A 25590-nucleotide genomic window follows, 5' to 3' on the forward strand; every position below is an offset into this window, starting at 1 on the left:
TTTTATTCTTTGTAATTGTAATTATTTTTTTTCTTTAGGTAATTTAGAGCCGTACTTAGAACGCCCTTGTTTGCGGTTAGCAACACCAGTAGCATCTAGAGCACCACGAACGATATGATAACGAACACCAGGAAGGTCTTTTACGCGTCCGCCACGAACTAAAACAGAGCTATGTTCTTGTAAGGAGTGTCCCACGCCTGGAATGTAGGCAGTTACTTCAGAACCATTACTTAGGCGCACTCTTGCAAATTTACGTAAAGCTGAGTTTGGTTTTTTTGGAGTCATGGTAGTTACACGCAGACAAACACCCATTTTTTGAGGAGAACTTTAATATTTAGCTTTTTTTTGCAAAACATTAAAACCGTAACTTAGAGCAGGTGCTTTAGTTTTGGAAGTTTTACTGCTACGACGTTTTTTGATTAATTGAGAAACAGTAGACATTTTTTATTTCCTTTCTTTTTTTAATTTTGGTTAGTTTTTTCAGCAAGTTCAGAAGTGGTTGCAGGTTCTTTTGGATATTTAAATAAAGTAGTTTCTAAAATACCTGTTCCTGCAGGAATTAAGCCACCAATAATAACATTTTCTTTAAGTCCGTAAAGATGGTCGGTTTTTCCTTTGATGGCAGCATCGATTAGAATTTTAGTAGTTTCTTGGAAAGATGCAGCTGACAGTAAAGAATCACTTCTTAAAGAAGAACGGGTAATTCCTAAAATAATGGGGCGCCCCACTGCTAAAAGTTTGTTTTCTTCTAACATTTTTAAATTAGCTTTTTTAAAGTTATTAATAGTAATTTCTGTGCCAGGTAAAAGTTGAGTATCACCTTCATCAATAATTAAAATTTGTTTAAACATTTGGTGAATAATAATTTCGATGTGTTTGTCGCTGATATAAACATTTTGGGCACGATAAACTTTTTGTACTTCTTCTAAGATGTATTTTTGAGCCTCTGTTGTGCCTGCCACTCTTAAAAGTTCTTTTAGATCAACCGAACCAGAAGTTAGTTTTTGACCGGGATAAACACTGTTGTTTTTACTTACTAAAATATCGACATTAGGTTCCAAAATATAACGGTGCTCTGTGTCAGGGTCATTTTCTTCTGTGATTACAATTTCTGGATTTTGGGAACGGATTTTATCAATTTTTTTGATTTTTCCTTTTAATTCGCTGATTAGCGCTTTTCCTTTAGGTTTGCGTACTTCAAATAATTCTTCGATCCTTGGAAGACCTTGAGTAATATCTGAGGCAGAAGCAACTCCTCCAGTATGGAAAGTTCTCATAGTTAATTGAGTTCCTGGTTCCCCAATGGATTGAGCAGCAATAACACCAACAGCTTCGCCAATTTCTACTAATTTATTGGTAGCTAGATTGACGCCGTAGTCTTTGGCGCAAATACCATATTCACAATTACAAGTTAAAATGCTTCTAATAGGAACTTTTTTAATTTTGGCAGTAATAACTTCTTGGGCTTTGGACTCAGTAATTAATTCATTGCGCGCTATAATAAGGGCGTTGGTTTTGGGATGACAAATGTCGCAACTAGCAAAGCGTCCCATAATGCGTTGTTTGAGGGAAACAATTTCTTTGCCGTCGCTAATCATAGCTTCTACAACAAAACCGCGGTCACTATTGCAGTCTTCTTTGATAACAACAATATCTTGAGTTACGTCAACTAAACGACGCGTTAGATAACCTGACTCGGCTGTTTTGAGGGCAGTGTCAGTTGAACCTTTACGGGCTCCGTGAGTAGAGATGAAAAACTCAGAAACTTTCAGACCTTCTCGGAAAGAAGCTTTAACAGGGACTTCAATAATTTCACCTTTAGGGTTATTCATTAACCCTCTCATCCCTGCTAATTGAGTAAAGTTAGAAACACTACCACGTGCGCCACTTTCGCTCATCATAAAAATGTGGTTGTCTTGTTGAAATTCTTTCATCAAGCCTTCTTGAATTTCATCACGAATAGTTTTCCATTCATTAATTACTAAACGACGACGTTCGGCATCTGTTAAAAAACCATCGTTGTACCAAGTCTCAATTTGAATATTGCGGGCTTCTACTTCTTGTAACAATTCTTGTTTATTGGAGTAAGTATTGATGTCTGCAAATGAAACTGTAATTCCTGCGATAGTAGAATACTTGAAACCTAAGTTTTTGATGTGATCTAGCATTTTGGAAGTTTCTGTAATTTTCATTTGTTTGAAAAAACATGCAATAATCATAGATAGGAATTTTTTGTTAAAAGGTTTAGGGGTGGGAAGTTTTTTTAGGAATTGTTTGGGGTTGGTTCCTGGAGCTAAAAAATAAGCATCAGGGGTTTTGACATCCAAATTAAACTGAGTTGGTTCGTTAATGTAGGGGAAACTTGGAGGCAAAATGTCATTAAAAATTAATTTTCCTAAAGTAGTCATTAAATATTTTTGACGTTGTTCTTCGGTAAATGATAAATTAATTGCTTGTGGTTTGATAAAAATTCTTGTGTGAAGGTGGATTTCTTTATTTTGATAAGCGGTTTTGGCTTCGTTGATGTCAGCAAAAAAAGCTCCTTCATTGCGATGTTTGTATTGGTGTTCTGCAGTTCTTTGGGCAGCATCATAGCTGTTTATAGTGCGATCTTTTTTTTCTTCAATGGTTAAATAGTAGTTTCCTAAAACCATATCTTGGGAAGGTGTTACTACTGGATTACCATTTTTAGGGTCTAAAATGTTGTTCGAAACAAGCATCAATAAGCGTGCTTCGGCTTGGGCTTCTAAAGAAAGAGGGACATAAATTGCCATCTGGTCGCCATCAAAATCGGCATTAAAGGCAGGCGTAACTAAAGGGTGGAGGCGAATGGCTTTACCGTCAATTAAGCTGTGAAGGGTTCTTCATCTAATCCGGTGCGCACAATTTCTTGGTTGTCAGAATCAAAACCAACAATAGCTGCAACATCACAAGGAGCAGGAAGGTAGTCAACAATAGCGTCTAACATTTTAACAACACCCTTATTTTTGAAAGAAGAACCACAAAGAACTGGGAAAAAGGAAGCTTGTAAGGTTGCTTTTCTAATGGAATTTTTCAACATTTCAGAAGAGATTGGTTTTTCTTCTAAATAATACATCATTAATTCTTCGTCTAGGGTAGATAAAGTTTCTATTAATTCGTTTCTTTTAGTTTGGGTAATTGATTCTAAATCGCTAGGAATAGGAACTACTTTTCCTGTTTCTGGGGAAGTGTTATCATATTCAAAAGCATTCATTTCTACTAAATCAATGATACCATTAAAGTCATTTTCTGAGCCAATTGGCCATTGAATAGCGCTTGCATGAACTCCTAAGCGTTGTTTAAGGGTTTCAATTGCATAAGCAAAATCAGCGCCTACTTTATCCATTTTGTTAACAAAAATAACTCTTGGGACTTTATATTCACTAGCTTGGCGCCAAACAGTTTCAGTTTGTGGTTCTACTCCTGCCTGAGCATCAATAACTGTTACTGCTCCATCCAAAACTCTAAGAGAGCGCGAAACTTCCACCGTAAAATCAACGTGTCCGGGAGTATCAATAATATTGATACGGTGATCTTTCCAAAAAGCAGTAGTAGCAGCAGAAGGTGATAGTGATTCCTCTTTCTTGTTCTTGTTCCATCCAATCCATCTGAGAAGCGCCATCATGGGTTTCTCCGATTTTATGAATTTTTCCGGTGTGGAACAAAATTCTTTCTGTAGTGGTGGTTTTTCCTGCATCAATATGAGCAATAATGCCAATATTACGAGTTTTTTCTAATGAAAACTGACGTGCCATCTTTTATTCTCCTATAAGTTACAATCACCAACGATAATGAGCAAAGGCTTTATTAGCTTCTGCCATGCGATGCGTTTCTTCTCTTTTTTTAACTAATACTCCGTTACCTAAAGAAGCATCTACTATTTCTTTGGTAAGTCTTTCTTCCATTGTTTTTTCATTGCTTTCTTTAGTGTATTTAACAGTGTATTTAACAATCCATCTTAATCCTAAAGACTGGCGTCTTTCGGGACGAACTTCGGAAGGCACTTGGTAATTTTGACCACCCAAACGACGCATGCGTACTTCTAATACAGGCATAATATTGTTTAGGGCTTCATGAAAAACTTCAATAGGCTCGCGGTTAGTGATAGTTTTTACTTGTTTTAAAGCTTGATAAAAAATAGTTTGAGCTTTGCCTTTTTTGCCGTCTTCCATAATGATGTTAATGATTTTAGTAACTAATTTAGAATTGTAAACAGGATCTGGCTGTACATCTCTTTTTTTAATATGACCTTTACGGGACACAAAAATTCACCTACTTTCTTTATTTTATTTATTTTTTTAGGGATTTGTGATTTTTTTATTATTTATTTTTTATTCTTTGTAATTGTAATTATTTTTTTTCTTTAGGTAATTTAGAGCCGTACTTAGAACGCCCTTGTTTGCGGTTAGCAACACCAGTAGCATCTAGAGCACCACGAACGATATGATAACGAACACCAGGAAGGTCTTTTACGCGTCCGCCACGAACTAAAACAGAGCTATGTTCTTGTAAGGAGTGTCCCACGCCTGGAATGTAGGCAGTTACTTCAGAACCATTACTTAGGCGCACTCTTGCAAATTTACGTAAAGCTGAGTTTGGTTTTTTTGGAGTCATGGTAGTTACACGCAGACAAACACCCATTTTTTGAGGAGAACTTTAATATTTAGCTTTTTTTTGCAAAACATTAAAACCGTAACTTAGAGCAGGTGCTTTAGTTTTGGAAGTTTTACTGCTACGACGTTTTTTGATTAATTGAGAAACAGTAGACATTTTTTATTTCCTTTCTTTTTTTAATTTTGGTTAGTTTTTTCAGCAAGTTCAGAAGTGGTTGCAGGTTCTTTTGGATATTTAAATAAAGTAGTTTCTAAAATACCTGTTCCTGCAGGAATTAAGCCACCAATAATAACATTTTCTTTAAGTCCGTAAAGATGGTCGGTTTTTCCTTTGATGGCAGCATCGATTAGAATTTTAGTAGTTTCTTGGAAAGATGCAGCTGACAGTAAAGAATCACTTCTTAAAGAAGAACGGGTAATTCCTAAAATAATGGGGCGCCCCACTGCTAAAAGTTTGTTTTCTTCTAACATTTTTAAATTAGCTTTTTTAAAGTTATTAATAGTAATTTCTGTGCCAGGTAAAAGTTGAGTATCACCTTCATCAATAATTAAAATTTGTTTAAACATTTGGTGAATAATAATTTCGATGTGTTTGTCGCTGATATAAACATTTTGGGCACGATAAACTTTTTGTACTTCTTCTAAGATGTATTTTTGAGCCTCTGTTGTGCCTGCCACTCTTAAAAGTTCTTTTAGATCAACCGAACCAGAAGTTAGTTTTTGACCGGGATAAACACTGTTGTTTTTACTTACTAAAATATCGACATTAGGTTCCAAAATATAACGGTGCTCTGTGTCAGGGTCATTTTCTTCTGTGATTACAATTTCTGGATTTTGGGAACGGATTTTATCAATTTTTTTGATTTTTCCTTTTAATTCGCTGATTAGCGCTTTTCCTTTAGGTTTGCGTACTTCAAATAATTCTTCGATCCTTGGAAGACCTTGAGTAATATCTGAGGCAGAAGCAACTCCTCCAGTATGGAAAGTTCTCATAGTTAATTGAGTTCCTGGTTCCCCAATGGATTGAGCAGCAATAACACCAACAGCTTCGCCAATTTCTACTAATTTATTGGTAGCTAGATTGACGCCGTAGTCTTTGGCGCAAATACCATATTCACAATTACAAGTTAAAATGCTTCTAATAGGAACTTTTTTAATTTTGGCAGTAATAACTTCTTGGGCTTTGGACTCAGTAATTAATTCATTGCGCGCTATAATAAGGGCGTTGGTTTTGGGATGACAAATGTCGCAACTAGCAAAGCGTCCCATAATGCGTTGTTTGAGGGAAACAATTTCTTTGCCGTCGCTAATCATAGCTTCTACAACAAAACCGCGGTCACTATTGCAGTCTTCTTTGATAACAACAATATCTTGAGTTACGTCAACTAAACGACGCGTTAGATAACCTGACTCGGCTGTTTTGAGGGCAGTGTCAGTTGAACCTTTACGGGCTCCGTGAGTAGAGATGAAAAACTCAGAAACTTTCAGACCTTCTCGGAAAGAAGCTTTAACAGGGACTTCAATAATTTCACCTTTAGGGTTATTCATTAACCCTCTCATCCCTGCTAATTGAGTAAAGTTAGAAACACTACCACGTGCGCCACTTTCGCTCATCATAAAAATGTGGTTGTCTTGTTGAAATTCTTTCATCAAGCCTTCTTGAATTTCATCACGAATAGTTTTCCATTCATTAATTACTAAACGACGACGTTCGGCATCTGTTAAAAAACCATCGTTGTACCAAGTCTCAATTTGAATATTGCGGGCTTCTACTTCTTGTAACAATTCTTGTTTATTGGAGTAAGTATTGATGTCTGCAAATGAAACTGTAATTCCTGCGATAGTAGAATACTTGAAACCTAAGTTTTTGATGTGATCTAGCATTTTGGAAGTTTCTGTAATTTTCATTTGTTTGAAAAAACATGCAATAATCATAGATAGGAATTTTTTGTTAAAAGGTTTAGGGGTGGGAAGTTTTTTTAGGAATTGTTTGGGGTTGGTTCCTGGAGCTAAAAAATAAGCATCAGGGGTTTTGACATCCAAATTAAACTGAGTTGGTTCGTTAATGTAGGGGAAACTTGGAGGCAAAATGTCATTAAAAATTAATTTTCCTAAAGTAGTCATTAAATATTTTTGACGTTGTTCTTCGGTAAATGATAAATTAATTGCTTGTGGTTTGATAAAAATTCTTGTGTGAAGGTGGATTTCTTTATTTTGATAAGCGGTTTTGGCTTCGTTGATGTCAGCAAAAAAAGCTCCTTCATTGCGATGTTTGTATTGGTGTTCTGCAGTTCTTTGGGCAGCATCATAGCTGTTTATAGTGCGATCTTTTTTTTCTTCAATGGTTAAATAGTAGTTTCCTAAAACCATATCTTGGGAAGGTGTTACTACTGGATTACCATTTTTAGGGTCTAAAATGTTGTTCGAAACAAGCATCAATAAGCGTGCTTCGGCTTGGGCTTCTAAAGAAAGAGGGACATAAATTGCCATCTGGTCGCCATCAAAATCGGCATTAAAGGCAGGCGTAACTAAAGGGTGGAGGCGAATGGCTTTACCGTCAATTAATTTAGGATCAAAAGCTTGAATTCCTAAACGGTGTAGTGTTGGGGCACGGTTTAAAAGGACCGGGTGTTCTTTGACTACTTCTTCTAAGGCGTTCCAAACTTCTTCATTCATTTTTTCATAAATGGTGTTGGCGTTTTTTTTGTCAATGCCTTTGGTTTCTTGTAGTTTTTTCAAAATGAAAGGTTTGAACAAAATAATTGCCATTTCACGAGGCACACCGCATTGGTGCATTTCTAAATCAGGACCTACAATAATTACGGATCGTCCCGAATAATCCACTCTTTTACCTAAAAGATTTTGACGGAAACGCCCTTGTTTACCGCGTAGCATTTCGGATAAAGATTTAAGCGGGCGATTTTTTTCGACGTTGTTAACGTTTTTTTTGCTAGTTTTGGCATTATCAAATAAAGCATCAACTGCTTCTTGTAGCATTCTTTTTTCATTTTTAATGATTAAACGAGGAGCTTTTTGGAGCATTTGTTTTTTTAAACGATTGTTGCGATTAAGGATGCGGCGGTAAAGATCGTTGACTTCAGTAGTGGCAAAACGACCACCATCTAAAGGAACCATCGGTCTTAATCCCGGAGGCAATACAGGAATAACATCCATTACCATCCATTCAGGTTTGTTGTCTGATTGATGAAAAGATTCGATGATTTCTAGTCTTTTAATAATGTTTTCTCTTTTTTGTTTGGAATTTTCCGATAAAGATTTGCGAAGGACTTTGATAGTTTTTTCTAAATTGAGATTTTCTAGTAATTTTTTAACCGCTTCGGCACCTGTTAAAGCTACAAAAGCGTTTCCAAATTCATAAAGAGCTTCACTGTATTGGGTTTCTGTAATAATTTCTTTAGGTTTGAATTCGGTTTTTCCAGGATCAATTACAACGTAAGAAACATAATAAACTATTTCTTCTAATTGTTTAGTTTTGATGTTTAAAAGAATAGCTAAACGGCTGGGAGAAGAGTTAAGGTACCAAGTGTGGACGATGGGGGTTTGTAATTCGATGTGTCCCATTCTTTCACGACGCACTTTGGTTTCGGTAAATTCAACTCCACATTTGTTACAAAATTGACTTTTGATGTTGACTTGTTTTTTAGAACAAGCACATTGGAAATCAACTACTGGACCAAAAATCTTTTGACAAAATAATCCTGATATCTCTGGTTTATAGGTGCGATAGTTAATTGTTTCGTAGCTAGTAACCTCACCATAAGACCACTGTCTGATTTCTTCAGGAGCAGCTAGACGGATTTTAAAATAATCATAATCTCTACTACCGTATTCTTTGTCAGATGAAATAGAAGGGAAGTGGTTGTATAACTTAAATAGGTCGTTTAATTTTTGAAAAGCAAGGGGATTGGTTTCAAATGCTTTTGTAAGGACAGCCATTTTAGTTTGTAAAAGATCTTGAAAATCTTCCATTCCTAGTTCAGTAAGAATGTTAATAACGGCTTCACTCAAATCTAGATTTTGTAAATTGCGAGGTAGGGCGAAGTTTTTGAGGATAGGTAAAACTTCTAAAAAAGCTTCTTGCAGTAAAAGCCTTAACTCTTCTAAAGTAAAAGTGTTAAAATCTTCCAAAATATTGATTCCAGAAAGTTTTAATTTTTCTAAAACTTGAGATGAAAGATTTAAAGTTTCTACTGAAGTAAATAATCTGTTATCACTCATCTTTAATTATAACCTTCCTTTTTGTAATCAATTAAGGATTTATTAACTTCATTTTCTTTAGTATCGGTTTTGATTAGTTCTACATACAATCCTAAAGATTGCAATTCTTTAATGAAAACTCGGAAACTTTCAGGAATGCTTGGTTTAGGCAGTGGAGTTCCTTGCACGATGGCACTGTAAGTTTTGTTTCTACCTACAATATCGTCACTTTTAACTGTTAAAATTTCTTGTAAGGTATGAGCAGCTCCATAAGCATAAAGCGCCCATACTTCCATTTCACCGAAGCGTTGTCCACCGTTTTGGACTTTTCCTCCCATAGGTTGTTGGGTCACTAAAGTGTATGGTCCTACGTTTCTGGCATGGAGTTTGTCATCTACCATGTGAGATAATTTAACCATATACATAACTCCTACAGAAATACGACTGTCATAAGGTTCGCCGGTGCGTCCGTCATATAAAACCATTTTGCCATCAGGATCTAAATTAGCTTCTTTCATGATTTCTTTAAGGTCGTAGTCATTAACGCCGTCAAAAACAGGAGTTGCCACTTTGATGCCTAATTTTTTGGCAGCCATTCCTAAATGGATTTCTAAAATTTGTCCAATGTTCATCCTACTAGGAACTCCTAAAGGATTTAACATGATATCAATTGGGGTGCCGTCTGCCATATAAGGAAGGTCTTCTTTAGGTAAGATGCGAGAAATTACACCTTTGTTTCCGTGGCGTCCTGCCATTTTGTCGCCTTCGTTGATTTTACGTTTTTTAGCGATGAAAACACGGATGTTTTCGTTGACACCAGCAGGAAGAACATCACCGTTTTTTCTGGAGAAATAATGAACACTTTGAACGATCCCCCCTTCACCAAAAGGAACCCTTAAAGAAGAGTCTTTGTATTCGCGGGCTTTTTCACCAATTACAATTTGAATTAATTTTTCAGAAGGAGAAGGTTCAATGTTTCCTTGAGGAGTTATTTTACCTACTAAAATATCTCCTTCTTTAACTTCGGAACCAGGAATAATAATTCCTCTTTCGTCAAGGTTTTTAATAGCATCAGCGCCCACGTTGGGAACTTCTCTAGTGATTTCTTCTTGACCGCTACCTTTTTTTAATTCTCTAGTTTGAACTTCGTATTTATCAATGTGGATTGAAGTGTAGACATCGTGTTTGACTAATTCTTCTGACATAATGATGGCATCTTCATAGTTATAACCTTCCCAAGTCATAAAAGCCACTGTAACATTTCTGCCAAGTGCTAATTCGCCTTGAGATGTAGAAGGTCCACTTACTAAAATATCGCCTGCATTGATTTGTTCTCCCAAAACTACAATCGGTTTTTGCAATACTAAAGTGTCTTGGTTGGATTTGGCAAAATTGATGAGGGTGTATTCGGCTTGGTGTTCTTTGTAGTTGTTCTCGTATAAAGCCTTGGCTTGGGCGTAGGTAAATTCTTGGGTAGTATCGTAAAGGGTTTTGCCATTTAATGAAACATTTTGGTTGGGTTTTTTAGTGATAATTATTTTTTGAGCATCAACATAAGTAACAAATCCTGATTCGCGGGCAATAATTAAGCAACCTGAGTCTTTGGCAGCGCGATATTCAACACCTGTTCCTACAATAGGAGATTCAGGGATTAATAAAGGGACTGCTTGACGTTGCATGTTGGCTCCCATTAAAGCTCTGGAAGCGTCGTTGTGTTCTAAAAAGGGGATCGAAGAAGTTGCAACAGAGACAATTTGTTTAGGAGAAACGTCAGCATATGTTATTTGGCTTCTTTCAAAAATGCCTGTTTCACCGTTGCTACGAGCAATTATTTTTTTGTCTTTAAAAGCATTATTGGCATCCAAAACAAACCCAGCTGAGGCAATAATTTCTTCTTTTTCTTGGTCAGCTGTTAAATAATCTATGTGGCGCGAAAGGGTAGTTTTCCCGTCTTGGTGCAAAACCTTAAAGAAAGGAGTTTGGATAAAACCGCACTTATTGACTTTGGCATAAGTGGAAAGGGATGTGATAAGTCCGATGGAAGGTCCTTCAGGAGTTTCAATGGGGCATAATCTGCCGTAGTGGGAATTGTGCACGTCGCGCACTTCAATGCCTGCACGATCACGATTAATTCCTCCGATACCTAAAGCTGATACCCTTCTTTTTTGGGTTAATTCTGCTAAAGGATTGATTTGATCCATGAATTGCGATAAGCGTGAACTTGTGAAAAAAGTTTTGATTACACTCATTAAAAAAGTAAAATTAACTAGGTCGCCTGGACCGTTAACTTCGCTTAATTTGCTAGTGGAAATCATATCTTTGATATTTTTTTCAGCTCTGGTAAGACCAATTCGGAATTGGTTTTTTAACAATTCTCCAATTAATCTTAAACGACGATTCCCTAAATGATCAATATCATCAACAGTGCCTACGTTTTCATAAAGATTCAAATAATAATTAATACTTGCAATAACATCTGATAAAGTGATGTGTTTTTTGGTTTCTCTTTGGTCGTTTCCAATAAGTTTGACTTTGTGATATAGCTTGCCTGATTCGTCTTTTGAAGTATAGACTTCTAAAATTTCGTTAAAAACTCCTTTACGGTCTGCTTCTTTTTGATAAATATCTTTAGTTCCTAAGAAAAATTTAGATACTTTTTCATCAAGAGTGTGAATATTGTGTCTTAAATGATTGATAATATCGTCGTTAACTAAAGTATCTTTAGCTACTAAAACTTCACCAGTGCGAGAGTTGATGATGTTAGTTTTGGTGAATAATTCGTTTTTTTGGGGGTTTTTTTTATATGCTAAAATCTCTTCATCAGTTTCGTTTTCTAAATTATGTTTAACGTCGAAGATTTCTTGGAGCAAAAAATGACGATTTTGTTTCAGGATTGCAATTTTTTCTTTGGTTAAAAGTTCGTCTTGTGCAATTATTATTTCTTGAGTTTCGGGATTGACAAAATCACAAGCTAAATAAGTGTTTTCAGCTCGGGTAAGAACGTCTAGTTTTTTGTTAAATTTGTATCTTCCCACTTTAGCCAGGTCGTATTTTTTTTGATCAAAAAGTCTTGTTCTGATAAAATCTCTAGCAGTGTCAACAGGAACTTTTTCGCCTTGACGGATTTTAGAATACAGTTCTACCAAAGCATTGTCTGAGTCCATATCAGTTTCTTTATCAAAAACAGAATCAAGGATAGCGCTTTTGCCAAAGACATTTTCGATTGCTTCTTTGCTGTCAAAACCTAGAGCATAAATAAAATTAGACAAGGGGATTTTTTTGGAACGATCTAGTTTGGCATACAAAATTTCTTTAGAGCCTTCTTCGTATTCAATCCAAGCACCACGTGAAGGAATTACTTGTCCAGAATAAGTGGTTCTGTTGAGTTTGCTGTCAAAATTGCCTGCAAAATACACGCTAGCGGAACGTACAATTTGAGAAACTACTACTCTTTCAGTACCGTTGATAACAAAAGTCCCAGTGGGAGTCATTAGAGGCAATTCAGTAAGTAAAATATTGCTTTGTTTAGTTTCGCCAGTTAAAACATTTTCTAAAGTAGTTTTGACAAATAATTGGGCAACATAACTTATATCTTTAATTTTAGTTTCTTCAATGCTATATTTTGGGGGTGCTAAAAAATAATCATCAAAGTGAATTTTTAAATCCCCATTATAACTTTCAATAGGACAAAAATCCTGCAACAATTCTTTAATACCGTGTTTTAAAAACCAATCAAAAGATTGGTTTTGAATTTCAATTAAATTGGGCAAATCAACATCATAAATTGTTTTAGAATAATTACGACGTTGTGCTTTTTTGCCATATTTGACATTATGATAACCCATCTTATGCTCCTATAAATTATTAATTGGTAGTTTGTTTTGCCAAAATCTTTATTTTTAATTGTGTCTTTGCGATTTTTGGGTTTTGGGGGTGGGGTATAAAAATAAAAACAATGCAAGACTAAAAAACCTGAGAAAACTCAGGTTTTTATATTACTTACAAGATAATAATTTATTGAAGTTCAACAACAGCTCCAGCTTGTTCTAACTTGTTTTTGATATCTTCTGCTAAAGCTTTGGAAACATTTTCTTTTACTTTAGAGTCAGGAACTTTAACAAAATTAGCAGCATCTAGCAAGCCTAATCCTGTTACTTCGCGCACTGTTTTGATAACAGCAAGTTTCTTTTTTTCATCAAAACTTTTCATAACTACTGTGAATTCGGTTTTTTCTTCTACTTCAGCTGCATTATTTGCTCCAGGAGCTGCAACTGCTAAAGCAGTTGGGTCAATTCCAAACTCTTCTTTCAAACCATCTAATAATTCTTTAATCTCTAATAAAGACATTTCTTTTAAAGCCGATACAAAAGCTTCTTTCGTTAACTTAGCCATGTCAATCTCCTTTGTTATAATCTTTTCATTCATAAATTAATTGTTTATTGTTGGGGGTTTTCTTGTTCTTTGGTTTGTACTAACATATTTAGACAAATTGCTAAATGTTGCAAAGGTGCAAACATTGAAGCAGCTAAAAGCGCTAACATTTGTTCTTTTGAAGGCAAAGTAGCTAAGGTGTTTATTTCTTGCAAGGAGACAATTTTTTGTTCCACGATGCCAGAAACTATTTTAATTGCTTTATTTTTTTTAGCAAAATTATAAATCGTTTTGATTGGTTCTAATAATTCTTGGGGACTAATAATTAAAGCTTTTGCTCCTTTTAAAAAGGTAACTAAATCAGCTTGTTTGGCGTTGGTAACAGCTCTTTGCATGATGTTTTTGGGATATACTTTTACTTCACAACTAGTTTTTTTTAACTCACGACGCAGTTGCATAAAAGAGCTTACCGGTAAGCTTGCATATTCAAAAACAATAACTGTTTTGGCAGTGCTAATTTTTTCTTTCAAAACAGCAACTGAATCTATTTTTTTGGCTAACTGAGGTTTTATCATGATTATGCCCTTTCCCTTCCTTCAAAATTTTGATCTTGATTATTGCGAAATTGTAACAGGGTCAATTTTAATACCTGGTGCCATCGTAGTTGAAATAGTAACACTTTTAATGTAAGTGCCTTTCACTGTACGAGGTTTAACAGCCATTAATTGAAGATATAAAGTTTTTAAGTTTTCTAGTAATTTTGTCTCATCAAAAGAAACCTTACCTAATATGGCGTGAATATTCCCGCTTTTGTCTAGGCGGTATTCAATTTTACCATTTTTAATTTCTTTGACTGCTTGTAAAACATCATTTGTTGCAGTACCTGTTTTAGGATTAGGCATTAGTCCTTTGGGTCCTAAAAGACGCCCTAATTTACTTAATTGCGGCATCATTTCGGGAGTAGCAACTAAGACATCAAAATCAAACCAGTTTTTGGCAATTTTATCAATTAAATCTTGGTCGCCTACGTAATCTGCTTGGGCTTCTTGTGCTTGTTTAGCTTGTTCTCCTTTAGCAAGAACTGCTACTTTTAAGACTTTACCAGTGCCATGTGGTAAAACTAAGGCTCCTCTTAAATTTTGATCAACTTTTTTAGGATCTAAATTTAGATGAAAAGCACATTCTACCGCAGCATCAAATTTAGCAACTTGAGTTTGTTTAGCTAAGCTAATAGCTTCTTGAAGCGGATATGTTTTTTTAACATCAAACATTTGTAATGATGCTAAATATTTTTTGCCTCGTTTCATCGCAGTAATTCCTTTCTCAAAACAACTTGACATTTTTTAGAAATTTTTTTAATTTGAAATTTGAATAATTGGGGTAAAAACTATTTTAATATTTTAATCTTTTACTAAAATTCCCATATTACGAGCTGTGCCTTCAATGATTTTGCAAGCTTTTTCAACGCAATAAGCATTTAGGTCTGGAAGCTTTAAATTGGCGATTTCTTCTACTTGTTTGTGGCTGATAGTAGCTACTTTGGTTTGACTTGCATTAGCAGAACCAGATTCAATTTTAGCAGCTTTTTTTAAAAGATCACTTGCTGGAGGAGTTTTAGTTACAAAAGCAAATGTTCTGTCCTCATAAACAGAAATGATAACAGGGATAACGAAACCCATTTGATCTTTAGTTGTTTCGTTAAATTGGGAACAAAAAGCAGGAATATTAACTTGGGCTTGCCCTAAAGCAGGTCCTACTGGAGGAGCTGGATTAGCTTTTCCTGCAGGAATTTGTAATTTTACCGTTTTAACAACTTTTTTAGCCATAAAAAACCTTTCTTTGGAACGAGGACTTGAAATAAAAAACTTGATAATTTGAGTTGTTTATTCTTTGTTTGCGTTTCATTAAATTTGGAATATTGTTGATATTGTCACATAAAAAAATATGATAAAATTTTTTAGACAACTTATTTTAACATAAATTTTAAATATTTGATAAAAAAATGTTAGAAATTATGAAAAAATTAAGATATTTCTTTGAAGTCGTTGAAAGAAATATCTACTGGAGTTGCTCTACCAAACAAATCTACTTCCACTGTCATTTTTTCACGGTCGTCATCAATACTTGATACTTGCCCTATTTGACCCGAAAAAGAACCAGAAATAATTTCTACTTTTTTGCCGATAAAATTTTTATAATCGGGTTTATTGATGATGCCCATTTTTAATAAAACAGGATTGATTTCGTTTTCAGATAAAGGAACTGGTTTAGAACCCATCCCTCTGGAACCTAAAAAACCAGTAATTCGCGGAGTGTTTCTGACAACAAACCAAGATCGGTCAGTAATCATCATTTGAATAAAAACGTACCCAGGGTACATTTTACGCTCTTTTTTAACCTTTTTTCCATCCAAACGAGTTTCATAATATGCTTCTTTGGGAGACAAAACATTAGATACTAAATCACCTATGCCAATGCTTTCGACTCTTCTTAACAAATCGTCTTTTACAACATTTTCATAACCTGAATAAGTTTGAGCAATATACCATTTAAGGTGACATGTATTTTGGGAGTCTTTTTCTTGATCTTGTTGTTCTTGCGCTTGTGTCTCTTTTATTTTTTTTTCTGTTTTATTCATTTTATTTGCTCAACAAATTTTTGATTTTGACACAAAATTGGGTTAATTTGCCAATAACATAAGAATCTATGGCATGAACAAAAAGGATTAAGAACAATGTGAAAAAAATAACTTGTAATGTTTTAAACAAAATTTGTTTTAAGGAAGGCCAACTAATGTTACAAATTTGCAAAAATGCATCTTTGAAAAAAGCAAATGAACCTATCGCAAAAATAAAAACACTCAAAAGAACTAAAGCACAAGGCAATGCCCAATGCATAGTTTCAAACTGTTTTTGTTGCCATAATTGCCCACAAAGAGCAAGAGACAAAATAGAAGTGGTAATGAGTAAAATATTGAGCCAACTATATTCTCTTTTGATTACTTCTAATAACTGATTTGGTTTGTTTTCGCTTACTATTTTAATTCCCATAAAGTTAAAAACTCCTTTACTTAGTTTCTTGATGCAAAGTGTGTTTGTTGCAATAAGAGCAATATTTTTTTAAAGTTAAACGTTTTGAGTTTGGATTGGCTCGTGGTTTGGTGTTGTAATTGCGGTTTAGACACAAAACACAAACTAAAATATTTTTTTTCAAAAAAATAGCTCCTTTTATGTTAGAAAGTTGAAAAAACATTAATTTATTTTCAAAACATCTTTTTTTATTATATCATAAATCAGTGTTTTTGTGCAAAAAATAAAATATAAAAATTGCTTTGTGCAAAAAAATATCCCGGGGAGAAAATATTTAGAATGTTGGATGAAAGATGGTAAGAAAACTAACAGTAACCCAAATTAGATAAATGATTAGCTGCTTAAAAAAGCTATTGATTAGTTTGTTTTTTGGAGGAGGCAAGGGTTAATTATCGCCAAAAATAAAAGTGGAGTAGATCATTAATGCAGCAGCAACACTTACATTTAAAGAATTGATTTTTCCATACATAGGAATTTTAACCAACAAATCACATTGCTGTTTTAATAAATGTCTAATGCCTATTCCTTCGTTGCCAACAATAATAGCCAAAGAACTGTTTTTAGGGATTTGGTGAAAAGATTGGGAAGAATTGCTATCAGTACCAACGATTAAAACTTGATTTTTTTTTAGTTTTAAAATGGTTTGATGCAAATTAGTAACTAAAAAAACTTTAGTGTATTCCAAGGCACCACAAGAAATTTTGGCAACTGTGGAATTGAGTGGGGCTTGATGTTTTTTACTCATAATAACACCATCCAAAGCACAAGCTTCAACAGTTCTTAAAATGGCTCCTAAGTTATGAGGGTCATTAATGGCGTCTAAAATTAAGAATTTTTGGAATTTGGCAGAATCTAAATAAGTGTCTAAGTCGTAAAAAGTGTAGTCACAAACATTGGCAGCGACTCCTTGATGGGTTTTTTGTTTGGTTAGATCATATAAAAACTTTTTGTCAACTAATTGATAAGCAATATTGTGTTTTTTCAAAAACATTATAAAAAGATGGTCTTTAATTTTTTCATCTAAATATAGTTGATAAATTTTTCTCTGCGCTTTAATTGCTTCTTTGATGGGGTTTTTTCCGTAAATAATCATATTAATTATTTGTTTTCTTTCGATTTTGTAGTTTTTGTTGGATGGGGTTTTTGGGAGATTTGGGTTATGACAAGGGATAAAATGATGATTAAAACTAATAAAACTTTTTCAAGTTTATCGAATTGAAATATTTCTTCAAAAACATCCAAAATAAATGAAGCTGTCATAAATCCTATTAACATTGCTACAAATAAAAGTAATTTAGCTAGATTTAAAGGTTGAGAAATTCTAAATAAAACAGTAAATAAAATGAAGGTGGAAAGCAAAATAACAAAATTAGAAACTGTTTCTAATTGTTTGAAATCGGGAGTTTGGGTTGATACAAAACCAATTCGCACACCAAAAGTTAAGACATAACTAATAAAAGCTAGACTTGCATAGGGAAAGGCTTTTTTGAGATTATTAAGTAAAAAGTTTTTGCTGATAATTTCGTTGTTTTTTTCAAAAGATAAAAAAAGCGAAGGAATGCCAATTGACCAATAATCCATGACAAATTGTAATTTCAAAGGTGATAATGGATAGTAGCAAGGACGCCTTAAAAAATTAAATAAAATAACAGCAACTGCAAGCATAAAAGCAATAATAGTTTTGGTAAAAAACAAAATAGAGATTTTATCTAAATTGTTAATAATTCTTCTGCCTTCAAAAACTACTTTAGGCATGGAAGAAAAATTAGAATCCATCAAAACTAAATTAGCAATATTACAAGTAGCTTGGCTGCCTGATGCCATCGCAATGGAAAGATCGGCTTCTTTTAGGGCTAAAATATCGTTTACACCATCGCCTGTCATGGCAACTTTTTGTCCTGCTTGTTTAAAAGTTTGGATTAAGATTTTTTTTTGTTGGGGCGAAGTTCTTCCAAAAACATTATATTTAGTAGCTATTTGGATAACTTCTTGGTCAGAAAGTCCTTCTAAACTGATGGTTTTATAAGCATCAATAATACCTACTCTTTGAGCTATTTGAGAAACTGCCACATGATTATCACCAGAAATTACTTTAACACAAACGCCATTTTTCTGGAAAAAATCAATGGTAGTAACTGCGTCTTTTTTAATAGTATCTTTGATGATAATTAAAGCTAAAGGAATGCATGGGATGTCGTGTAATTTTTGGTTTTTACAAGTTATTTGAGAAATACAAGGCTCAGGGCTTTTGGCTAATAAAAGCACTCGATAACCTGATTTAGTGTAAGTTTCAAAATCTTTTTGAATAAGGTTAAAATTGTTTTTTAAAATGAATTCAGGAGCCCCCAAAAAAATGGTTCCTAAATTGTTAAATTCAACTGCACTATATTTTCTTGTGCTGGACAAAGGAAGATTTTGGGAGGGTTGATAAGGAGTTGAAGTAGGAAAAGTATTGGGGCTAAATTTGTTTATTAAAGCATTATAAGTACTATTAGAAGTGGGGCAAGCAGATAAAAAAGAGTTCATTAATTTAGTAAAATCAAGTTCTTTAGGGTGATAAGGAATGACTTTTTTAACTTGCATAGTGCCATCAGTAATAGTTCCTGTTTTGTCGAGGCATAAAGTGTTTATTTGAGCTAACATTTCGATTCCAAATAGATTTTGGGCATAAGTTTTTTGTTTTGCTAAACGTACAAAACCTACTGCCAAAGAAATGTTAGTCAGCAAAAAAAGTCCCAAAGGAAGCATTGCTATCATCATGCCACACAAACCTAGTAAGGAATTTTGCCTGAAACCTGATATTTTATTATTTTCTTTATTAAAAGCAAAAAAAGCTAAAATAATAGCAAAAAGTGTGACGAAAATAATGATTGTTTTGATTAACGAAGATAAGTTTTGCATTAAAGGAGTGGTCGGTTTTTTGTATTTTTTAGCTTCTTGGGAAACTTTTTCAATATACATATCACTTCCTACAGCTACAATTTCGGCATAACTTTGACCTGATACCACGTAGCTACCAGAGTATAAAAAATCATTTTCTTTTTTGATAACTAATTTAGATTCACCAGTTAAAAGTGATTCGTTAACTTCTAAAACACCCGATTTTACCTTGGCATCAGCTGCAATTTGTTCTCCTGCTTCCAAAAATAAAAGATCTCCCAAAACTAAATCAGAAGCAAAAACCTTTTCTTTTTGACTATTTCTTATTACTTGAGAATGGTTTTTTATCAACAAAGATACTTTGTCAAGAGTTATTTTAGCTTTAATTTCTTGAATAACACTAATAAAAACATTGGTTAAAGAAACTACTAAAAAAAATAAATGTTCATATTGTTCTATGAAAATAATGATTAATGCTACAATTAAAATCAACAAATTAAGATAATTAAATAAATTACTAAATAAAATATCTTTAATACTTTTAGAATTTTTATAGTTAGAAACATTAACTTGACCCGCAGTTTTTTTTTGTTCTACTTGCTTGTTAGTTAGTCCTGTAAAGTTTTGTTTTGTTGCGATATTGGGATTATTTAAAGATTCATTCATGCACAAACACCACACTTTTCTTAAATGATATCGGTATTTTTTTATAAATTAATGGGTATTGGTAATAATTTTTGAAAGCCAAACTAAGAGTTTTTTTCTTGTGTATTTTTGGGCAAAAGCAAAAAATCAATTCTTCCGCGGTCGTTGATTTTGGTGCATTTAACCGAAACTGTTTCACCTATTTTTAAAACATCGGTGATTTTTTGAAATTTCATTTGATTAACGTGGATAAGTCCTTCGATTCCTGGACAAACTTGTGCCACAGCTCCAATCATTTTTCCTTGTTTGTCACTTAAAAAACGCAAAATAGAGGCTTGATAACAAGTGCCTATTTGAATTTCTTGGATTAAACTTTCAATAAAAGCGACTGTTTTTTTGACTGTTTCTAAGTTGGAATGCATTAAAAAAACGCGTCCGTCTTGTTCAATATCGATTTTTACACCATCATGAGATTCAATAATTTGATTGATGATTTTGCCACCACTTCCAATAATATCACGAATTTTTTCTGGTTTGATTTGCATCATACAAACTTTAGGGGCGTACTTCGAAACTTCTAAACGAGGTTGAGAAATTGTTTGGCTCATGTGTTCTAAAATATGAAGGCGTCCTTTTTTGGCTTGCAAAAAAGCTTCTTGCAAAATTTTAAAAGGGATTCCTTGAATTTTAAGATCCATTTGTAAAGCAGTAATTCCTTTATTGGTGCCTGCGATTTTTAAATCCATGTCTCCAACGTGGTCTTCTAAACCTTGGATATCGCTTAAAATAACGTATTTATTCGTTGCTTGGTCAAAAACTAATCCTACTGACATTCCTGCAACTGCTTTTTTTAAAGGAACTCCTGATGCCATTAATGCCAAAGAAGAAGCACAAACAGTGGCTTGAGAAGAAGAGCCGTTAGATTCTAGAATTTCAGAAACTACTCTAATAGTGTAGGGGAAGTCTTTTTCTTCGGGCAAAACTTGAGATATGGCTTTTTCGGCAAGAGTGCCGTGTCCGATTTCTCGTCTACTAGGGGCAGTATAACGACCAACTGCACCAACTGAAAAAGGAGGAAAGTTGTAATGAAGCATAAAACGTTTATTTTGTTCGTCGCTTAGACCGTCAATAATTTTGCTTTCTGATAAACATCCTAAGGTCACTGCAGCAAGGCTTTGGGTTTGTCCTCTAGTAAACAAAGCAGAACCATGAGCGCGGGGCAACAAATCAATTTGAGATTCAAGAGTTCTTATTTCTTCTAATCCTCTTTTATCTGGTCTTATTTTTTCTTGCAAAATTAAAGAACGTGTTTCTTGTTTGGATAATTTTTGAAATAGAGTTTCTGTTGTTTGTAAATGTTTTTTGTGGGCTTCGTAATCAAAAACAGTGGTAGTGTCAATAGTTTTGAAAAAAGGAGTTTGTTTGGCTTGATCTAGGATTTGTTCTTTTAATTGCTGTAAATCGTTTTTGCTGTTGCAACTTAAAATAGCTTGTTTAACTTGGGATTGGTGTTTGGCAAAAAAGGTTTGTTGTTGGGGTTGTTCGGTTTGGTGCAAAGTGTTTGTTATTTTAGCAGGTGCAAATTGTTGCTTGATATTTTCTTGAAATAAGCACAGTTTTTTAATATATTGGTGAGCAAAATTAATGGCTTCTAAAAAGTCTTGTTCGCTAACTTCATTGGCGTGTGCTTCTATCATAGTAACGTTGTGTTTGGTACCTGCAACCATCAAATGTAGAGTAGAATTGGCAAGTTGTTGCAAAGTGGGATTGATGATAAACTTGTCGTTGATTTTTCCTACATAAACTCCGGAAATAGCTTCAAAAAGGGGGATTTCAGAAATCAATAGAGAAAGAGAGCTTCCAAGCATGGAGGCAAGCTCGCTTTTAAAATCAGGGTCTAGGCTTAAAACTGTATTAATTACTTGCACTTCTTGTTGAAAATAATCAGGGAATAGGGGGCGTAAAGAACGGTCGATGAGGCGTGAAGTGAGGATTTCGTGATCGTTGGAACGTCCTTCTCGGCGTAAAAAACTGCCAGGAATTTTTCCAGCAGCATATAATTTTTCTTGATAAATAACAGTAAGAGGTAAAAAATCAAGATTATTGGGTTTGCGACTAAAAACAGTAGTTGTAAGAACCACTGTATCTTGGTATCGTACTAAAATGGAAGCATCAACGTTTCTGGCGTAAGTTCCTATTTCGACTTGAAAAGAATCTTTTAAATTAGTAGTTTCAAAAACTTTTTTTAACACTTGAGATACTCCTTTAAGTAACTGGGTTGGGGTTGGGGGAATTTTGGATGTGATAAAAAAAATATATAAAAATAAAAAGCTAGAGTTTGAATTGATTTCAACAAACTAGCTTAATAATTAGATAATTATTTTAATTTTAAGTGATATTTATAAAAAATCAATTTAAAATTATTTTCTTAAAAAAAAAAGAGAATTTTGTTAAAAAAATAAGCCAATCATTGATTGTAAAATTGACTTAATAAATTAGAAAATACTAATTTAAAAATGGGTTTCAAGGACAAAAGAAAAAACACAAAAAAGATGGCGCCCACGCTAGGACTCGAACCTAGGACCCTCTGATTAACAGTCAGATGCTCTAACCAACTGAGCTACGTAGGCAGTTTTTGGTAGAGGATGAGGGACTTGAACCCCCGACATTCTGCTTGTAAGGCAGACGCTCTCCCAACTGAGCTAATCCTCTTTTTTATTCTTTTTTATAAAGCAAACCTTGGCACTCCCTATCTTCGCTCAATAAAGAACTATTGTCAGTACTAAGGACTTAACTGCTGTGTTCGGGATGGGAACAGGTGTTGCCCCTTAGTTTTATGCACCAAGGATCTTTCAAAACTAGATAAACGTTGGTATTTAAAAAATCAAAGTCAATGGGTCTATTAGTACTAGTCAGCTGAAAAGATCACTCTTCTTACACCTCTAGCCTATCAACCTGATAGTCTTTCAGGGACCTCATAGGGAAATCTCATCTTAAGGGAGGCTTCACACTTAGATGCTTTCAGTGTTTATCCCTTCTATACATAGCTACTCAGCTGTGGCTCTGGCGAACCAACTGAAACACCAGCGGTATATCCATCCCGGTCTTCTCATACTAGGGACAGTTCCTTTCAAATTTCCAACGCCCACGACGGATAGAGACCGAACTGTCTCACGACGTTCTGAACCCAGCTCGCGTTCCGCTTTAATGGGCGAACAGCCCAACCCTTGGAACCTTCTCCAGCTCCAGGATGCGATGAGCCGACATCGAGGTGCCAAACCGCTTCGTCGCTGTGAACGCTTGGAAGCGATAAGCCTGTTATCCCCAGGGTAGCTTTTATCCGTTGAGTCACGGCCCTTCCATTCGGTACCGTAAGATCACTAAGTCCGACTTTCGTCCCTGCTCGACTTGTAAGTCTTGCAGTCAAGCTCCCTTGTGCCTTTATGCTCTACAAATGATTTCCAACCATTTTGAGGGAACCTTCGAACGCCTCCGTTACTCTTTAGGAGGCGACCGCCCCAGTCAAACTGCCCACCAAACACTGTCCCTCACATTACACATGTGCAGGTTAGAAACTAAAAATAACAAGGGTGGTATCCCAAGGATAACTCCAGAAAAACTAGCGTTTTTCTCTCACAGTTTCCCACCTATCCTGTACATCTTATTTCCAATTTCAATATTAAGTTGCAGTAAAGCTCCATGGGGTCTTTTCGTCCTGTCGCGGGTAACCGGCATTTTCACCGGTAATTTGATTTCACCGAGGCTCTTGTTGAGACAGCGCCCAAATCGTTATGCCTTTCGTGCGGGTCGGAACTTACCCGACAAGGAATTTCGCTACCTTAGGACCGTTATAGTTACGGCCGCCGTTTACTGGGACTTCAATTCAATGCTTCGTTGCCTGACATCTCCTTTTAATCTTCCAGCACCGGGCAGGCATCAGCCCCTATACATCACCTTGCGGTTTAGCAGAGACCTATGTTTTTGATAAACAGTCGCTTGGGCCTATTCTCTGCGGCTTTTAGTTTTAATAAAAGCTCTCCTTATCCCTAAGTTACGGAGTAATTTTGCCGAGTTCCTTAACAAGAGTTTGCTCGCGCGTCTTAGTATACTCTACCTACCCACCTGTGTCGGTTTGCGGTACGGGTAGTTAATCAATTAGCCCTAGAAGCTTTTCTTGAAAGTATGACATCAATCACTTTACTTTCAAACCTTGTCTTTAAATGAGAAAACGGATTTGCCTGTTTTCTCAGACTTAGTTTTTATACCCCAATCCAATAAGGGGCGTGTTTAGCCTGCTTTGTCCCTCCGTCAGTTGATTAACTAGTGCAGGAATCTCAGCCTGCTTGCCATCGATTACGGATTTCTCCCTCACCTTAGGACCCGACTAACCCAGGGAGGACGAACCTGGCCCTGGAAACCTTGGGTTTTTGACGGATAGGATTCTCACCTATCTTTTCGTTACTTACACCGGCATTCTCACTTCTGACCTCTCCACCACTGCTTCCGCTATGGCTTCACTGATGTCAGAACGCTTCCCCTACCATTCAAATAACTTCTTAGTTATTTGAATCCGTAGCTTCGGTATGATGTTTTAGCCCCGGTACATTTTCGGCGCAGAGTCATTCGACTAGTGAGCTATTACGCACTCTTTAAAGGATGGCTGCTTCTAAGCCAACCTCCTAGTTGTTTAAACGTCTTCACTTCCTTTGCCACTTAACATCAATTTTGGGACCTTAGCTGACGGTCTGGGCTCTTTCCCTTTTGACCATGGACCTTATCACCCACAGTCTGACTGCTGATTTTAATTGGTAACATTCGGAGTTTGATTGAGTTCGGTACCCCGAGGTGGAGCCCTTACTCATTCAGTGCTCTACCTTCACCAAATTACTAAATCAACGCTAGCCCTAAAGCTATTTCGGGGAGAACCAGCTATCTCTGAGTTCGATTGGAATTTCACCCCTAGCCACAAGTCATCCAAACACTTTTCAACGTGTCCTGGTTCGGTCCTCCATTTAGTTTTACCTAAACTTCAACCTGCTCATGGCTAGCTCACTTCAGTTTCGGGTCTATGACATGCAACTAAACGCCCTATTAAGACTCGCTTTCGCTACGGCTCCGTTCCTTAAAACTTAACCTTGCTCCATATCATAACTCGCCGGTTCATTCTGCAAAAGGCAAGCCATCACACATTAACGTGCTTTGACTAATTGTAGGCACACAGTTTCAGGATCTATTTCACTCCCCTTTCGGGGTTCTTTTCACCTTTCCCTCACGGTACTAGTTCACTATCGGTCACTAAGAAATATTTAGCCTTAGGAGATGGTCCTCCCATCTTCCGACAAGATTTCTCGTGTCTCGCCGTACTTATTGATACCCTAGATTTTAACTTACGTTTACGGGACTGTCACCTTCTTTGGTGCTTCTTTCCAAAAGCTTCTACTTCGTTAAAATTTTGTAACTAGAAATGGTATCAGGCTGTTCCGGGTTCGCTCGTCACTACTACCAGAATCGTTATTACTTTCTTTTCCTGCGGTTACTTAGATATTTCAGTTCGCCGCGTTTCCTTTCTTCTAACAAGATAAATCGTATTAGAAGAATATTACATCTTCAATGTAATGGGTTTTCCCATTCGGAGACCCACGGATCTTCACTTATTTACAGCTTCCCGTGGCGTTTCGCCGTTAATTGCGTCCTTCATCGGCTCTTAGTGCCAAGGCATCCACTGTGCGCCCTTAGTTCCTTTGATTTTTTAA

Annotated in this window: 13 protein-coding genes, 2 tRNA genes, 2 rRNA genes and 4 pseudogenes; all 21 read right to left on the bottom strand. The window is 35.4% G+C overall.

Annotated elements, in window-relative coordinates:
- Positions 1 to 21 precede the first annotated feature (21 nt).
- Positions 22 to 441: pseudogene (rpsL, locus tag JAHGCCOI_RS02245) on the bottom strand (30S ribosomal protein S12).
- Positions 442 to 461: 20 nt separating this feature from the next.
- A pseudogene (locus JAHGCCOI_RS02250) lies at positions 462 to 2849 on the bottom strand (DNA-directed RNA polymerase subunit beta'); the annotation flags it as partial.
- Positions 2849 to 3776, bottom strand: a pseudogene (locus JAHGCCOI_RS02255) (GTP-binding protein); the annotation flags it as partial. The pseudogenes JAHGCCOI_RS02255 and JAHGCCOI_RS02250, both read right to left, overlap by 1 nt.
- A 24-nt stretch (positions 3777 to 3800) precedes the next feature.
- The gene (rpsG, locus tag JAHGCCOI_RS02260; protein WP_479491892.1) at positions 3801 to 4283 is read right to left on the bottom strand and encodes a 30S ribosomal protein S7; all 483 of its coding nucleotides are present in this window, start codon (positions 4281 to 4283) and stop codon (positions 3801 to 3803) included.
- Positions 4284 to 4371: 88 nt separating this feature from the next.
- Positions 4372 to 4791, bottom strand: a pseudogene (gene rpsL, locus JAHGCCOI_RS02265) (30S ribosomal protein S12).
- A 20-nt stretch (positions 4792 to 4811) separates the two neighbouring features.
- Entirely contained in the window at positions 4812 to 8873 is a 4062-nt protein-coding gene (gene rpoC / locus JAHGCCOI_RS02270; protein WP_479491893.1) for a DNA-directed RNA polymerase subunit beta', read from the bottom strand.
- 2 nt (positions 8874 to 8875) lie between these two features.
- Entirely contained in the window at positions 8876 to 12697 is a 3822-nt protein-coding gene (gene rpoB / locus JAHGCCOI_RS02275) for a DNA-directed RNA polymerase subunit beta (RefSeq protein ID WP_479491894.1), read from the bottom strand.
- 169 nt (positions 12698 to 12866) lie between these two features.
- Positions 12867 to 13244, bottom strand: a complete 378-nt coding sequence (gene rplL / locus JAHGCCOI_RS02280; protein ID WP_042067771.1) for a 50S ribosomal protein L7/L12 — start codon at positions 13242 to 13244, stop codon at positions 12867 to 12869.
- Between the two features lie 44 nt (positions 13245 to 13288).
- Positions 13289 to 13798, bottom strand: a complete 510-nt coding sequence (gene rplJ, locus JAHGCCOI_RS02285; protein ID WP_227807382.1) for a 50S ribosomal protein L10 — start codon at positions 13796 to 13798, stop codon at positions 13289 to 13291.
- A 39-nt stretch (positions 13799 to 13837) separates the two neighbouring features.
- Positions 13838 to 14530 (bottom strand): 50S ribosomal protein L1, encoded by a 693-nt coding sequence (gene rplA, locus JAHGCCOI_RS02290; protein ID WP_212509055.1) that lies wholly within the window; start codon positions 14528 to 14530, stop codon positions 13838 to 13840.
- Between the two features lie 93 nt (positions 14531 to 14623).
- The gene (rplK, locus tag JAHGCCOI_RS02295; protein ID WP_212509011.1) at positions 14624 to 15049 is read right to left on the bottom strand and encodes a 50S ribosomal protein L11; all 426 of its coding nucleotides are present in this window, start codon (positions 15047 to 15049) and stop codon (positions 14624 to 14626) included.
- A gap of 197 nt (positions 15050 to 15246) precedes the next feature.
- Positions 15247 to 15861, bottom strand: a complete 615-nt coding sequence (nusG, locus tag JAHGCCOI_RS02300) for a transcription termination/antitermination protein NusG (protein ID WP_227807381.1) — start codon at positions 15859 to 15861, stop codon at positions 15247 to 15249.
- Position 15862: 1 nt separating this feature from the next.
- Entirely contained in the window at positions 15863 to 16273 is a 411-nt protein-coding gene (gene secE, locus JAHGCCOI_RS02305; RefSeq protein WP_212775426.1) for a preprotein translocase subunit SecE, read from the bottom strand.
- Positions 16274 to 16289: 16 nt separating this feature from the next.
- Positions 16290 to 16436: a 50S ribosomal protein L33 gene (gene rpmG, locus JAHGCCOI_RS02310; RefSeq protein WP_212509008.1), complete on the bottom strand. Its 147-nt coding sequence runs from the start codon at positions 16434 to 16436 to the stop codon at positions 16290 to 16292.
- Between the two features lie 261 nt (positions 16437 to 16697).
- On the bottom strand, positions 16698 to 17405 hold the full coding sequence (rlmB, locus tag JAHGCCOI_RS02315; RefSeq protein ID WP_212775427.1) for a 23S rRNA (guanosine(2251)-2'-O)-methyltransferase RlmB: 708 nt from the start codon (positions 17403 to 17405) through the stop codon (positions 16698 to 16700).
- Between the two features lie 5 nt (positions 17406 to 17410).
- Positions 17411 to 19858: an HAD-IC family P-type ATPase gene (locus JAHGCCOI_RS02320; RefSeq protein WP_479491895.1), complete on the bottom strand. Its 2448-nt coding sequence runs from the start codon at positions 19856 to 19858 to the stop codon at positions 17411 to 17413.
- Between the two features lie 83 nt (positions 19859 to 19941).
- A complete protein-coding gene (locus JAHGCCOI_RS02325) occupies positions 19942 to 22089 on the bottom strand; it encodes a polyribonucleotide nucleotidyltransferase (protein ID WP_479491896.1) in 2148 nt (715 codons plus the stop codon).
- A 301-nt stretch (positions 22090 to 22390) separates the two neighbouring features.
- Positions 22391 to 22467 (bottom strand) — tRNA-Asn (locus JAHGCCOI_RS02330).
- 6 nt (positions 22468 to 22473) lie between these two features.
- Positions 22474 to 22549 (bottom strand) — tRNA-Val (locus tag JAHGCCOI_RS02335).
- A gap of 25 nt (positions 22550 to 22574) precedes the next feature.
- A 5S ribosomal RNA gene (gene rrf / locus JAHGCCOI_RS02340) occupies positions 22575 to 22683 on the bottom strand.
- 35 nt (positions 22684 to 22718) lie between these two features.
- Positions 22719 to 25583: ribosomal RNA gene (locus JAHGCCOI_RS02345) — 23S ribosomal RNA — on the bottom strand.
- Positions 25584 to 25590: the final 7 nt, after the last annotated feature.

Source organism: Mulberry dwarf phytoplasma, assembly GCF_056504655.1.

Coding starts and splice junctions, on each gene's coding strand:
- rpoC (WP_479491893.1), bottom strand. CDS start 8,873: ATGAGTGATAACAGATTATTTACTTCAGTAGAAACTTTAAATCTTTCA.
- rpoB (WP_479491894.1), bottom strand. CDS start 12,697: ATGGGTTATCATAATGTCAAATATGGCAAAAAAGCACAACGTCGTAAT.
- rplL (WP_042067771.1), bottom strand. CDS start 13,244: ATGGCTAAGTTAACGAAAGAAGCTTTTGTATCGGCTTTAAAAGAAATG.
- rplJ (WP_227807382.1), bottom strand. CDS start 13,798: ATGATAAAACCTCAGTTAGCCAAAAAAATAGATTCAGTTGCTGTTTTG.
- rplA (WP_212509055.1), bottom strand. CDS start 14,530: ATGAAACGAGGCAAAAAATATTTAGCATCATTACAAATGTTTGATGTT.
- rplK (WP_212509011.1), bottom strand. CDS start 15,049: ATGGCTAAAAAAGTTGTTAAAACGGTAAAATTACAAATTCCTGCAGGA.
- nusG (WP_227807381.1), bottom strand. CDS start 15,861: ATGAATAAAACAGAAAAAAAAATAAAAGAGACACAAGCGCAAGAACAA.
- secE (WP_212775426.1), bottom strand. CDS start 16,273: ATGGGAATTAAAATAGTAAGCGAAAACAAACCAAATCAGTTATTAGAA.
- rlmB (WP_212775427.1), bottom strand. CDS start 17,405: ATGATTATTTACGGAAAAAACCCCATCAAAGAAGCAATTAAAGCGCAG.
- JAHGCCOI_RS02320 (WP_479491895.1), bottom strand. CDS start 19,858: ATGAATGAATCTTTAAATAATCCCAATATCGCAACAAAACAAAACTTT.